The sequence below is a fragment of the Saccharopolyspora sp. NPDC045941 genome (assembly GCF_056431445.1).
In genome coordinates this window covers 84,560-97,148 of record NZ_JBWKKU010000028.1, presented here as the reverse complement: position 1 = coordinate 97,148, position 12,589 = coordinate 84,560, and the positions used below count along the sequence as shown (strand labels likewise).

9 protein-coding genes and 2 pseudogenes are annotated in these 12,589 nt (G+C 67.2%); 9 read left to right on the top strand and 2 right to left on the bottom strand.

Annotated elements, in window-relative coordinates; genetic code table 11:
* Positions 1 to 230: 230 nt before the first annotated feature.
* From AC07FN_RS23015 to AC07FN_RS23005, 3 genes and pseudogenes are all read left to right on the top strand, one after another.
* Positions 231 to 1,397: an ISL3 family transposase gene (locus tag AC07FN_RS23015; protein ID WP_478397465.1), complete on the top strand. Its 1,167-nt coding sequence runs from the start codon at positions 231 to 233 to the stop codon at positions 1,395 to 1,397.
* A 108-nt stretch (positions 1,398 to 1,505) separates the two neighbouring features.
* A pseudogene (locus tag AC07FN_RS23010) lies at positions 1,506 to 1,763 on the top strand (ISL3 family transposase); the annotation flags it as partial.
* A gap of 121 nt (positions 1,764 to 1,884) precedes the next feature.
* Positions 1,885 to 2,091: a hypothetical protein gene (locus AC07FN_RS23005; protein WP_478397490.1), complete on the top strand. Its 207-nt coding sequence runs from the start codon at positions 1,885 to 1,887 to the stop codon at positions 2,089 to 2,091.
* Between the two features lie 14 nt (positions 2,092 to 2,105).
* Here the strand turns inward: AC07FN_RS23005 and AC07FN_RS23000 are convergent.
* Positions 2,106 to 2,946 (bottom strand): annotated as a pseudogene (locus AC07FN_RS23000) (IS5 family transposase).
* Between the two features lie 54 nt (positions 2,947 to 3,000).
* Positions 3,001 to 3,702, bottom strand: coding sequence for a GntR family transcriptional regulator (locus AC07FN_RS22995; protein WP_478397464.1), 702 nt, complete (start codon positions 3,700 to 3,702; stop codon positions 3,001 to 3,003).
* A gap of 176 nt (positions 3,703 to 3,878) precedes the next feature.
* Between AC07FN_RS22995 and AC07FN_RS22990 the strand changes: the two genes are divergently transcribed.
* The 6 genes from AC07FN_RS22990 to AC07FN_RS22965 are packed head-to-tail and all read left to right on the top strand — an operon-like array spanning position 3,879 to position 12,578.
* Positions 3,879 to 5,273: an MmgE/PrpD family protein gene (locus AC07FN_RS22990; RefSeq protein WP_478397463.1), complete on the top strand. Its 1,395-nt coding sequence runs from the start codon at positions 3,879 to 3,881 to the stop codon at positions 5,271 to 5,273.
* A gap of 49 nt (positions 5,274 to 5,322) precedes the next feature.
* Positions 5,323 to 6,444, top strand: a complete 1,122-nt coding sequence (locus AC07FN_RS22985) for an ABC transporter ATP-binding protein (RefSeq protein WP_478397462.1) — start codon at positions 5,323 to 5,325, stop codon at positions 6,442 to 6,444.
* Positions 6,441 to 8,219, top strand: coding sequence for an ABC transporter permease (locus tag AC07FN_RS22980; RefSeq protein ID WP_478397461.1), 1,779 nt, complete (start codon positions 6,441 to 6,443; stop codon positions 8,217 to 8,219). The genes AC07FN_RS22985 and AC07FN_RS22980 overlap by 4 nt, the downstream gene beginning before the upstream one ends.
* On the top strand, positions 8,212 to 9,363 hold the full coding sequence (locus AC07FN_RS22975) for an ABC transporter substrate-binding protein (protein ID WP_478397460.1): 1,152 nt from the start codon (positions 8,212 to 8,214) through the stop codon (positions 9,361 to 9,363). The genes AC07FN_RS22980 and AC07FN_RS22975 overlap by 8 nt, the downstream gene beginning before the upstream one ends.
* Positions 9,364 to 9,396: 33 nt before the next feature.
* Positions 9,397 to 10,578, top strand: a complete 1,182-nt coding sequence (locus AC07FN_RS22970) for an acyl-CoA dehydrogenase family protein (RefSeq protein WP_478397459.1) — start codon at positions 9,397 to 9,399, stop codon at positions 10,576 to 10,578.
* The gene (locus tag AC07FN_RS22965) at positions 10,575 to 12,578 is read left to right on the top strand and encodes a 3-hydroxyacyl-CoA dehydrogenase NAD-binding domain-containing protein (RefSeq protein WP_478397458.1); all 2,004 of its coding nucleotides are present in this window, start codon (positions 10,575 to 10,577) and stop codon (positions 12,576 to 12,578) included. Before AC07FN_RS22970 ends, AC07FN_RS22965 begins: the two co-directional genes overlap by 4 nt.
* Positions 12,579 to 12,589: the final 11 nt, after the last annotated feature.

The window sequence follows — 12,589 nt, the reverse complement described above, 5'->3', positions numbered from 1 at the left end:
TGGTGCTGGAACTGCTTAACGCGGGTGGGAGTCCGCGCGACGTCGTTACGCGGTAGGCTTCCTGAGGTGCGGCACCACCGCAGCCCGGCTCTCGCTGTGCTGACTCTGACAGCACCGCCCCGGGTGTCAACGGCGGCCGAATGTGGGCTCTGGCACGGTTTCCGTGATGGACCCGGGCGCTGCGCGTTCGCCAGGTAGTTGATCACGTGGGCCGGTGTGCTGATCTTGGAGTGCTTGGGGTCCTGTTCCCGCATCTGGCCGAGTTACGGATTGACGATGTGCACGCCGCCGGACCGGTGGTGCGGATCGAGGCGAGCACGCTCACCGGCCGCGTGGCGTGTCCTGGCTGCGGAAGTCTGTCCGATCGGGCGCACAGCCGCTATGAACGGCGGTTGTCCGACACCGCGCTCTCGGGCCGGGAGGTGGTGATTCGGCTGCGAGTCCGCCGGTTGTTCTGCGATAACCCCGAGTGTGCCAAGAAGACCTTCGCTGAAGCGGTGCCGGAGTTGGCGGCTCGCTATGGCCGGCGCACCACGGCGCTGGAGCGGGTGTTGTGCGCAGTCGCGCTGGCGTTGGGTGGTCGCGCCGGGGCGCGGTTGACCCAGCGCCTAGCCGCCGCGGTCAGCCGGATGACGTTGTTGCGCCTGGTTCGTGCCTTGCCCGATCCCGAACGATCGACTCCTCGGGTGCTGGGCGTAGACGACTTCGCTTTACGCCGTGGGCACCACTACGGCACGATCCTGATCGATATCGAGTCCCGCCGCCCAGTCGACGTGCTGACCGACCGCACCGCCGAAACACTGACCGCGTGGTTACAAGACCATCCTGGTGTGGAGATCGTCTGTCGAGACCGCACCGGCGCCTACGCCGAGGGCGCCCGCGCCGGCGCACCGGACGCGCTGCAAGTGGCTGATCGATGGCACGTGTGGAACAACCTCGCTGGCGCCGTCGAGAAAGCCGTGGCCAAACACCAGAAATGCTTGCAGGCAGCGGTTGATGTCTCCACTGACTCCGAAACCGATAATTCTGCCACTGATTCGGATGTTCATGGTCAGCACACCGAGGACGATCCAGCTCTCGTGCCGGGAATGTCGGTGCAGCCCGCTGACAGGACCGATCGGATTGCCTATCGCACGCGGGAGCGCTACGCGGCGGTCCACACACTGCTGGAGCAGGGCGTGGGGATCCGGGCGATCGCTACCCGACTTGGGTTGGCGCGGGGCACGGTGCGCCGCTTCGCCCGCGCCGAGACGGTCGAGGAGCTGCTGACCCGTAACGGGACCGGACGACGCGCCAGCCTGCTGGACGAGTTCAAGCCCTACCTGCACCAGCGCTGGAACGCCGGCTGCACCAACGCCACACGCCTGTTTCACGAGATCAAACAACGCGGGTACTGAGGCGGCCGGAAGATCGTGCTCGAGTACCTGCACCCATTCCGCGCAGCCGGACACGTCCCCGAGCCACCCGGTAAACCCCCGTCGGTCCGGCGAGCCGTGGGCTGGATCATGAGGGATCCCGCCAACCTAGAGCCAGACAACCAACGTCAGCTCGATGCGATTCTGGCCACCAGCCCACCACTCGCGGCGCTGACCAGCCATGTCCGCGCCTTCGCGACCATGATGTGCGGCCTGCGCGGCCACGAACTTGAGAAATGGATGCACTCCGTCGACACCGACGACCAACCGGCGCTGCACTCCTTCGTTCGCGGACTCCGCCGCGACCAGGACGCGGTCACCGCCGGACTGACCCTGCCCTACAACAGCGGCCCGGTCGAAGGACACGTCAACCGAATCAAAACGATCAAGAGACAGATGTTCGGTCGCGCCAAGACCGACCTGCTCGGCCATTCGGCTGGCCGGCACCATCGTCGTCGGCACCGGTGGTGTGGCCGCGTTGCTGCTGGCGGCGCGCCGTCAGCGCACCACCGAGTTGGACCTGTTGCAAAAGGAGCAGGCTCAGCGGTTGCAAGAACTCCGCACGAACGGCCTGGTGATCGTCTACTTCGGTCCGAACTGGACGATCGAACAAGCCCAGCCAACAACCGGCTCAGCAGCGCCGCATCTCAACGGCGCGCAGCTGCCGATCCTCTAAAGAGGGCATCTGATCTAGATTTGGGCGGTGATGTTCGATTTGGGTCGTTCGATTCGCCAGGTTCGGGTGGATTCATCGGCCAGGGTGCGGCTCATTATGTTAGTGGACCATCGTGCGCGAACGCTGGGGCAGTGCCTCGTAGTCGCGTACGAGCCGGCGGTGCAGCATCAGCCAACCTAGCGTGCGCTCTACCACCCATCGACGGGGTAACACGTGGAATCCCTTGGCGGTAGGGCGTTTGACGACTTCAACTTGGACGCCCTGCTGGGCTCCGTGGCGGATGACCGTGTTGTTGTAGCCGCCATCCACCCATGGCATGGACACGCTCGGATGTGCAATGGCGATTTGATCCAGGACCGCCTGCCTGCCAACGGAATCCTGTACCGATGCCGCAGTTACCACCAGCAGCAGACCCAACGCATCGGTAGCGATGTGCCGCTTACGGCCCTTGATTTTCTTGCCCGCATCGATTCCTTGACTGGATTCACTGACATTGCACGAGGTTTTCACGCTCTGCGAGTCGATAATCGCTGCTGTCGGAGCCGCCGCACGACCTCTTGCCACGCGGACCCGATCACGCGGCAAGTCATGCAACGCCTCGGTCGTGCCATCGGCCTCCCACTTGGCGTAGTAGTCATAGACCGTCTTGTAGGGCGGGAAGTCGTGCGGTAAGTACTCCCAGGCGATCCCGGTTCGGCACACATACATGATCGCGTTCACGATCTCCCGCAAGTCATGTACCCGCGCCGTGGTTCCCGGCCCGCGCCGTGCGGCACGCCATGCCGTCAAGGTCGGCTCGATCAACGCCCACTGGGCATCGGACAGGTCGCTGCGATACGCACGCCGGGAAATCACAAGTTGATCAAGGGAGCCAAGATCAGATGCCCTCTTAGCTGGCGGCGGCCGGGATCAAATGCTGGTTACGTCTTCGCGGTCCTGTCCGCCGGCGGCGCGCAGATCCGGGTTCGCTGCGCGAATGGCGGCGGCGTGCTGGACGTGTTCGGCGGCCAGCCTGGCGGCCGAGTTGGCGTCGCCTTCCCGGATGGCCTTCAGGATGGCGTCGTGGTCGCGCTGCAGCGCCTCGGCGGCGTCTTTGCTTCCCCAGATGGTCGCGGGTGGGGTGAAGCGGACCCACAGCGTTTCGACGTACTGCAGGACCAGCGGCGATGCCTGCTCGTAAATCGTGAAGTGGAACTGCTTGTTCAGGCGGGACAGCTCGGCGGGAGCGGCTCCGTCCCGGAGTGCACGGTCGATCTCGGCGTGCTGCTGCTCGATCTCCTGCAGCTTGTCGGGAGTCATCCGCTCGACAGCCATCTCCGAGGCGACGGATTCCACGGCGGCTCGCAGTCGGTAGAGGTCCGCGGCGGTCTCCGGGGTCATCTCGCGGACCGAGGCGCCCTTGTGGGTGGAGTAGACGATCATGCCGTCGGCTTCCAGGATGCGCAGTGCTTCCCGGACCGGCGTCGGACTGACCCCGTATCGCTTGGCCAGCACCGTCTGCTTGATCAGCTCTCCGGGGCGGATCGTGCCTGCGGCGACGTCTTCGCGGATCCGGTCGGCGACCCAGGCCGTGCGGCTCTGAGGTGGGGAATCCGCATTACCGATGCTCATGTGTCGCCCTTCTGCCCGTCCGGTGGTGACCAGGAGTCAACAGTCAACAGTCTATTGCCTATCGACTAACCCAAGGTAGTTGGGCACGGCAGTCCATGGACAACACTCTATAGAGTATGTAGCTTCTGTGCAGCCGCCAACGAGGGCGGCCCGATCACGTCGAGCGGGAGAAGTGCATGTACGCACACACGGGACTGACCCGGCACGTCGCGAAGTGGATCGTCGAGCAGCAGGCGCGGCCGTTGCCCGCCGACCTCGACCACCACCTGCGCCGGATGACCCTCGACGCGGTGGCGGGCATGGTCGCCAGCTCGGTCGGACCGGTGTCGGGGGCCGTTGCGCGGCACGCCGCCGCGCTCTATCCCGGCGATGTGGCGACCGCGATCGGGCACGGTACGTCGTCGGTGCTGGGCGCGGCGCTGGTGAACGGCACCAACGGGCATGGCATCGAATCCGATGAGGGCTACACCCCCGGCAGCATGCACCCCACCTCGGTGGTACTGCCGACGGTGTTCGCCCTCGGCCAGAGCCTCGGTGCCGATACCGGACGCGTGCGGGTTGCGGCTGCGATCGGCATGGAGCTTGCCTGCCGGATCGCAGCAGCCGGTCACCCGGCCACCCGCAATCGCCATTTCCACAACACCCCGCTGGGCGGTGTTTTTGGTGCCACAGCCGCGGCGGCAGTGTTGCGTGGGTTGTCGGAGTCCGAGACCGCGCACGCCCTCGGCATCGCTGGCTCGCACGCGGGTGGACTTTTCGAGTTCCTCGGCGATTCGGCCGAAGTGAAGCGATTCCACCCGGGCAAGGCCGCGCGAGACGGAATTGCCGCAGCCGATCTGGCCGTCGCCGGACTCACTGGTCCGACCACGGTCCTGGAAGGCGCGGACGGGTACTTCGCCGCCTACGCCGGACCGGTCGGGGAGGCGTGGTTCCCCGACCGCGTCACCGACGGGCTGGGGGAGGAGTGGGTCCTGCAGAAGACCTACGTCAAGCCCTACCCGTGCTGCCGGCATCTGCACGGTGCCATCGACGGCGCGCTGGAACTACGCCGCGAGCACGCGATCGACCCAGCCGACATCGTTGCGGTGCGGGTCGAGACATTCCCGATCGCTGCCCGGCACACCGGGACCGATCTGGACACGATCTTGCAGGCCCAGCTGAGCCTGCCCTACACGGTTGCGGTCGCCTTCACCCGGGGCGCGGTGACGCTGACCGACTTCGAGTCCGCAGCCCGCGCCGACTCAGCCGTTCGATGCCTCATGGACCGCGTCACGGTGGCCGTGGATCCGGAAGCAGATGCCGCCTATCCGCGGTCCGGCCGCCCAGCACGAATCACTCTCGAACTCGCCAGCGGGCACACTCACACCACATGGGTGCAGCACCCCTACGGCGAGCCGGCGAACCCGCTTTCCGATGAGGCGCTCGAGACCAAGGTCCGCGGGTTGTGCGAACCAGTGGTCGGCGCAGCCGCCACCACTGACCTCATTACTGCCGTCCAGGCCTTCGACGGACTGGACTACCTGACCGATATCGACCGCGCGATCCGCGCCAGCGCGACCGTCGCCGGCTGAACCAGCACGTTCTCACGACTGACCGCACCACGTTGCAAGGAGCCATCCAATGAAGGTTGGTGTCGAAGCGCTGGAGCTCACCTACGGGGAGCACCGAGCCGTGAAAAATCTTGACCTGACGATCCCCGATGGGAATTCAGTTGTCCTGTTGGGACAGTCAGGGTGCGGGAAGACGAGCACCATGCGGTGCATCGCCGGTCTCGAATCCCCTTCCGGCGGCCGGATCACCATCGGTGACCGGACGGTGTACGACGGATCGAGTGGGACATCGGTCCCGTCGCACAAGCGCAACGTCGGCATGGTCTTCCAGTCCTACGCCGTTTGGCCGCACATGACCGTGCTCGACAACGTCGCATTCCCGCTGAAGATGAAGGGAGTCGGTCGGGCCGAGGCCCGCCGCAAAGCCGTAGACGTGCTCGACATCGTCGGCCTGGGCCACCTGGGCGAGCGCGGGGCCAGCATGCTCTCCGGCGGCCAGATGCAGCGGGTCGCGCTTGCCCGTTCGATGGCCATGGAGCCCGCGGTGCTGCTGCTGGACGAGCCGCTGTCCAACCTCGACGCGCGGCTGCGCGACGAGCTGCGGGTGGAGCTGCGGCGGATCCAGGTCGAGCGCGGCCTGACCAGTCTCTACGTCACCCACGACCAGCAGGAGGCGCTCTCGCTGGCCGACCGGATCGCCATCATGCAGGGCGGCCGGATCACCCAGCTCGGGACGCCGGAAGAGATCTACGCCGTTCCGGCCAGCGCGTCCATCGCGAGCTTTCTCGGCGTCACCAACGTTTTCGAGGTCGAACGAGCCGAGCAGAACCGGGTACTGCTGTCCGGATACAGTCAGGAGCTCGTGGTCGACGAGGTCGAGCCCGGCGCCGTCGGACCGCGCTTCGCCTGCATCCGGCCCGAGCACGTCCGCGTCGACCCGGGCACACCCGAGGAGACCGATCCGCCGTCGGTGAACCGGATGCACGGCACCGTCGAAGTCGCGGTCTTCCAGGGCGCCTCGATCAGGTGCACCGTGCGCACCGGCTCAGGTCTGGCGGTGGAGGCGATTTGCCCGCCACCCACGACCGGGACGCTCACCGCCGGGACCGAGGTCTCGATCCGCGTCGAGGCGCGCGCCGTCCGGCTGCTCCCGGAGCACGTCGCCGGCGTGCAGGAGGTCGTCGCGGCATGACCACCACACCGACCAGACCTGCCCCTGCGTCGGCCGCACCGGGTGCCGGCGCACCGCGCCGCCGACGCCGCAACCCGGTCCCGCTTCGCACCCGAATCCTCGGGCTCCCGCTGCTGGCGTTCGTCTCCTTCCTCGTCCTGGTCCCGGCCGCGCTGATCGTGGTGGCCGCATTCGCCACCGATGTGCCCCGGCCGGGCAACTCGGGGCTTGCGTTCACGCTGGAGAACCTGCGAGTCCTCGCGGCCGAGGGAGTGCTTGCCGCGGCGCTGAATTCGCTGATCATCGCGGTCGGCGCCACGGTGCTGGCACTGGTGATCGGAGGGGCCCTGGCGTTCGTGGCCGCTCGGACCGACGCCCGGGCCCGCGGTTTCCTCTACCTGATCGGCCTGATGCCGATGTTCCTGCCGTCCTACGTGGGCGCACTGGCCTGGTCGATCCTCGCCAGCCCCGGAGCCGGGCTGATCAACGTCGCGTTCCGCGACGCCGGTGCGACGGGGCCGATCGTGAACATCTACTCGATCGTCGGGGTCATCGTGGTGATGGCGATGTACTACGCCCCGTACGCCTTCCTGATGATCCACAGCTCGATGTCGCTGATGAACCCCGACCTCGAGGACGCGGCCGGGGTGCACGGCAGTCCGACCTGGCGCACCATCCGTTCGGTCACCGTGCCGCTCTCGCTCCCGGCGATCCTGGGATCCGGCCTGCTGATCTTCGTGCTGGTCTTCGAGAACTTCCCGGTCTCCCAGGTGCTAGCCACCCCGGGCGGGATCGACACGCTGCCGACTTTCATCTACAAGCTGATGAATACCACGCCGTCGCGCGGCAACGAGGCCGCAGTGATCGCGAACGTGCTCGTCGCGGTGGTGTTAGCGGTCACCTGGATGCAGCGCCGCTACTTGGCCAACCGTTCGTTCACCACGGTTTCGGGCAAGGGCGTCAAGGCCCGCACGATTGCACTGGGACGTTGGCGTACGCCGGTGCTGGTCATCGCAGTCGGCTACTTCGTGCTGTCGATCGTGCTGCCCTTGCTCGCTCTGCTGCTGTCGGCGGTCCGGAGTTCTCCGTACATGAGCTCGTTCAGTTCGCTCGCCGAGCCGGGTGCGCTCGACGTGAGTTCTTTCGCCGCAGCGCTGACGTCCGACGGTTTCCTCGGGGCGGCCACCAACAGCGTGGTGGTCGCGGTCGCCGCTGCGGTCACCGGCACCGGGCTCGCCTTCGTGGTCGGCTATGTGGTGTACCGCACGAAGTCCTGGGGCCGCGGTGCGTTGGAGAACGTGTCGATGGTTCCGCTGGCCATCCCGCACGTCGTGCTCGGTATCGGTTTGCTCTGGACCTGGCTGGTCATGCCCCTGCCGGTCTACGGCACGCTCTGGGTGCTGATCATCGGTTTCGTAGCAGTCCAAATGCCGCAGGGATTCCGGGGTATCGCCGCCTCGATCCGGGCCACTGACCGGGATCTGGAGGACAGCGCCGTGATGCTCGGGGCTCGTCGAAGCAGGGCGATCGCCGTGATCACCCTGCCACTGCTGCGGGTTTCGGTGCTCTCCACGTTCCTGCTCCTGCTCATGCTGAGCATGCGTGAGCTGACTGTGCCGCTGTTCCTCTACACCTCCGACACCGAGATCCTCTCGATCGCCATCTACGACCAGTTCGAGAACGGCGGTGCACTCAGCGAAGCCTCGGCCACCGCGCTCATCTACTGCGCGATCATGTTCCTGCTCAGCTACCTGCCGCGTCGGTTCGGCGCGGGTTCGGGAGGCCACGGTGCCTGAGACGATGAAAACCCCCCGTCCTCGGGCGCGTAGTGCGGCGCTTCTGGCCCTGGTAGCCGTGGTGAGCCTGGTGGTGTCGGCGTGCGGCGGCTCGGTGCACAACACGCCAGCCGCCCGCGCGGCCAAGCTCCTTGCCGCTGCGCAGGTGGACACCACCGATGGCCTGACCATCGACGGGGAAAAGATCGCTGACAAAGCGCTCTACGACGCAGCCAAGGGCAAGAAGGTCGTGCTGTACTCGGCCGCGGGCAAGGAGGCCGAGGACCTCACCATCGCCCGGTTCACCGCGGAGACCGGTATCCCCGTCGAGCTGACCCGGCTGCCGAACAACAAGCTCGCCGAGCGAGCGCTGTCCGAGCACGGCGCCGGTCGCCTCGGGGCAGACGTGATCCGGCTGACCGACCCGCGCACCGCACGCGATTTCGGCGAGGCCGGGGTGTACGTGCCTTACCGGACACCGTTCCACGACAAGCTGGTCGCCGCGGGCGCCACAGTGGACGCGAAATGGTTCCCGGCCTACTACTTCGTCAACGCAATGGCCTACAACTCCGCCATCCACACCGAGAACCCGCCGGACGGCTGGGAGGACCTCGCCGACCCGCGGTACGAAGGGCAGCTCGGGATCGTCGCGATCACCACTGGTGGGACCCTGAGCGCGCTCACCCGGTTCCAGATCGAGCAGTTCGGCCCGGAATACCTCGACCGCCTGGCTGCCCAGCAGCCTCGGGTGTTCAACTCCACGTCGACCGAAGTGGATGCCTTGGCTCGCGGTGAAATCTCGGTCGCGACCGTCAGCGTCAACAACGCCTTCGGCGCGCAGGACCACGGTGCACCCATCCGCTTGGTCATCCCAAAGGAGGGGGTTTCGGCTTCGGAAGGACCGCTCGGGCTCACGTCGAAGGGCGCGGACAACCCTGCGGCCCAGGTGTTCGCCAACTGGTCGCTGTCCAAGGCCGGCCAGAAGTTCGTCGGCTCCCAGGGCTTCGTGCCGGTCCGCACCGACATCGGTCCGGTCCGCACTGGCGAGTACGAGTTGCCCGCAGCCAACTCACCGCGCTTCCACTTGCTCGACGAGGAGGGCTTCGCCCGGCACGCGAAGGCCGACGAAGCGCTGTGGAAGCTGAAGTTCGACTTCATCGGCTGAAACACCTGCCCCACGAATACGAGAGGCATCAGCATGACTTCGACCCTCGACCGTTCGAGCGATGGAGCGGGCGCTGACGACCTGGCCCGCAGCGACCTGCTCGAGTCGGTCAACTCGTTCGCCGCGCGGCACCTCGCTCCCGGCGCGCTGGAGCGGGCGCACGACCCGCACTACCCGTGGGACATCGCCGCCAAGCTGGGCGAGCAGGGCCTGCTGGGCCTGACGATCGCCGAGGAGGACGGCGGACAGGGAGCTGGCCTGTCCGCTGCGGTCGCAGTGATCCAGGCTGTCGCACAGCACTGCCCGAAGAGCGCCGACATCCTGCAGGCCGGGAACTTCGGTGCGATCCGCACGTTCGCCGAATTCGGCTCTCCTGAGCAGAAGGCCGCATACCTGCCCGACCTATTCGCTGGACGCGGCCTGATCTCACTCGGTATGAGCGAACCCGAAGCAGGATCGGCAGCCACCGAACTCGCCACCAGTGCTGTCGAGGACGGCGACGACCTCGTCGTCAACGGCACCAAGATCTGGGGCACGCACAGCGTCGACGCCACGTTGTTCCTGGTCTACGTCCGCTTCGGCCCTGGCACCCGCAACATCGGGTCGGTGCTGATCGAGCGTGGTGACCCCGGTTTCACGGTCGGCGAACCGTCGGCCTACATGAGCGGTGAGACCTGGGCCCAGCTCTACTTCGACGACTGCCGCATCCCGAAGTCGCGGATCCTGCTCGGCCCGGGCGGGTTCAAGAAGCAGATGAGCGGCTTCAACGTCGAGCGCATCGGCAACGCCTCCCGCTCACTGGCGCTAGGCAGGCTCGCGTTCAACCTTGCCCGCGAGCACGTCTCCAATCGAACCCAGTTCGGCCGCACCCTCAACGAGTTCCAGGGCGTGCAGTGGATCTTCGCCGAGGCGGCTGTCGCGTTGGACTCCGCGGATGCGTTGCTCGCCCGTGCGGTGGCCAACGCCGAGGACGGGCTCCCTTCGGCTTATGAGACGACCGTGGCGAAGTACGCCGCCAATACGGCTGGGTTCAAGGCGGCTGACGCGGCGATGCAGATGATGGGCGCACTGGGCTACAGCACCGAGTCGCTCGTCGAGTACTGCCAGCGCCGTACCCGCGGCTGGATGATCGCCGGCGGATCGTTGGAAATGATGAAGAACAGGATCGCGGAGGAGATCTTCGGCCGCCGGTTCTCGCAGCGGGCAGCGTCGTGAGCACCGACCTGCGACCGGTCCGGGTCGAGCACGACGGCGATGTGGCCGTCGTCGTGCTCGACAACCCGCCGGTGAACGCCAGCACAGCTGCCCTCCGGTCCGGACTGCTGGACGCGTTGGGGGAGACCGCGGCCGACGAGACGCTGACCGGTGTCGTTCTGATCGGTGCGGGCAAGCACCTGATGTCCGGGTCGGATCTGCGCGAGTTCTCCGCCGACGTGGTGCCGGAACCGCAGCTGCCCGAGGTCATCGCCGCGATCGAGTCGCACCCGCTACCCGTGGTCGCGGCGCTGTCCGGTTCCACCCTGGGCGGCGGGCTGGAACTCGCCCTGGCGTGCGACCGGCGAATCGCGCTTGCGGGCGGCCAGGTCGGACTGCCCGAGGTAGGCCTCGGGATGATCCCGGGAGCGGGCGGGATCGTCCGCGGCGTGCGGCTGCTGGAACCATCGCGTCTGCTCGAGCTGGTGGTTGAGGCCAAGCCGATCCCGGTCGAGCAGGCCGTTGAGCTCGGTCTGGTCGACGAAGTCGTCACCGGCAAGCTGCGTGGTACCGCGGTGGCCGCGGCCCGGACCGAGTCCAAGCGAGTGCTCAGCACCTTGCCGCCGCGGACCGGGAAGCCGGGCTTGCTCGAAGAAACCGCCCGTCGGCTGATCACTCGGCGCGGCGCGGAACCGGCGGTCGTCGCCGCGGCAGGCGCGGTCCTGGCCGCAACCGCACTACCCGCGACGGCAGCACTGCGGCATGAGCGGGCGGAATTCACCCGACTCCGACGCGGCCCCGATGCTGCAGCCCGACGTCACCTGTTCTTCGCCCGGACCACAGCCGCCCGTGCTGGACGACCGGAAGTCGAGCGTCCAATCCGGACTGTTGGTGTGGTCGGGGCCGGCACGATGGGCGCAGCTATCGCTCGGGCGTTCACCTCAGCTGGTGTTGACGTGGCCCTCGTCGATCGTGAACGGGCAGCGCTGGAGCGAGCCTCCAGTCAGGTGGCGCGCGCTGGCGACGATGCCGTCGCCAGGCTGCGTACCGGGAACGAGCTCGAGCTGATGTCGGATGCGGACCTGGTGGTGGAGGCCGTCGTCGAGGACCACGATGCGAAGGCCGCGGTGCTCGGCGAGGTCTCCACGGTCGTCCGAGCAGGGGTACCGCTAGCGACCAACACGTCCTACCTCGACATCGACGCGCTGGCCGCGACAGCCGGCGCTGATCCGGAGCGAGTGCTGGGCATGCACTTCTTGGCGCCTGCACACCGCACTCGCGTGCTGGAGGTCGTGCGCGGACGTTCGACCTCGGCCGACGTGCTGGATCACGTGCTGTCGGCAGCACGGCTGCTTGGCAAGCTCCCGGTGATCGTCGGAGTCTGCGACGGATTCGTCGGCAACCGGATCTTCTCCGCGTACCGGCACCAGTGCGAACTGCTCGTGGAGGAAGGAGCGACGCCGCGGCAGGTGGATGACGCGCTGCTCGGAATCGGCGTCGCGATGGGCCCGTTCGCGGTGGCTGACATGTCCGGACTGGACGTCGCCTGGCACGCGCGGCGGCGCCGGGACGCCGACCGGGACCCGCGCGAACGGTACTCGGACCTGGCCGACCGGTTCGTGGAGAAGGGGAGGCTCGGGCAGAAAACCGGCGCTGGCTGGTACCGCTACACCCACGGAGACCGCACGCCTCACGACGACCCGGGCACCGACGTGTTGATCGCCGATACCCGCGCCGCCAACAGGATCACCCCTCGCGCGATCGGTCCTGAGGAGATCGTCGAGAGGGTGCTCACCGCGACCGCGAATGAGGCGGCACTGGTGCTCGCCGAGGGCGTAGCCGCCAGACCCGGTGACATCGACGTCCTGATGACCCGGGGCTACGGCTTCCCGGAACGCCTCGGAGGGCCGTGCCACTGGGCAACCACCCAGCCGCCCGCGCAGTACGAGGCAGCCGTCCAGCGATTGGGTTCGGCCGTCGGTTGGGGATTCCAGCCTGGTGACCCGGCCTTGTTGCGCTGACCGGGCACCGG

Bases quoted from the DNA above. Each gene is read 5' to 3' on its own strand.
- AC07FN_RS22995 (WP_478397464.1), bottom strand. From the start codon at position 3,702: ATGAGCATCGGTAATGCGGATTCCCCACCTCAGAGCCGCACGGCCTGG.
- AC07FN_RS22990 (WP_478397463.1), top strand. From the start codon at position 3,879: ATGTACGCACACACGGGACTGACCCGGCACGTCGCGAAGTGGATCGTC.
- AC07FN_RS22985 (WP_478397462.1), top strand. From the start codon at position 5,323: ATGAAGGTTGGTGTCGAAGCGCTGGAGCTCACCTACGGGGAGCACCGA.
- AC07FN_RS22980 (WP_478397461.1), top strand. From the start codon at position 6,441: ATGACCACCACACCGACCAGACCTGCCCCTGCGTCGGCCGCACCGGGT.
- AC07FN_RS22970 (WP_478397459.1), top strand. From the start codon at position 9,397: ATGACTTCGACCCTCGACCGTTCGAGCGATGGAGCGGGCGCTGACGAC.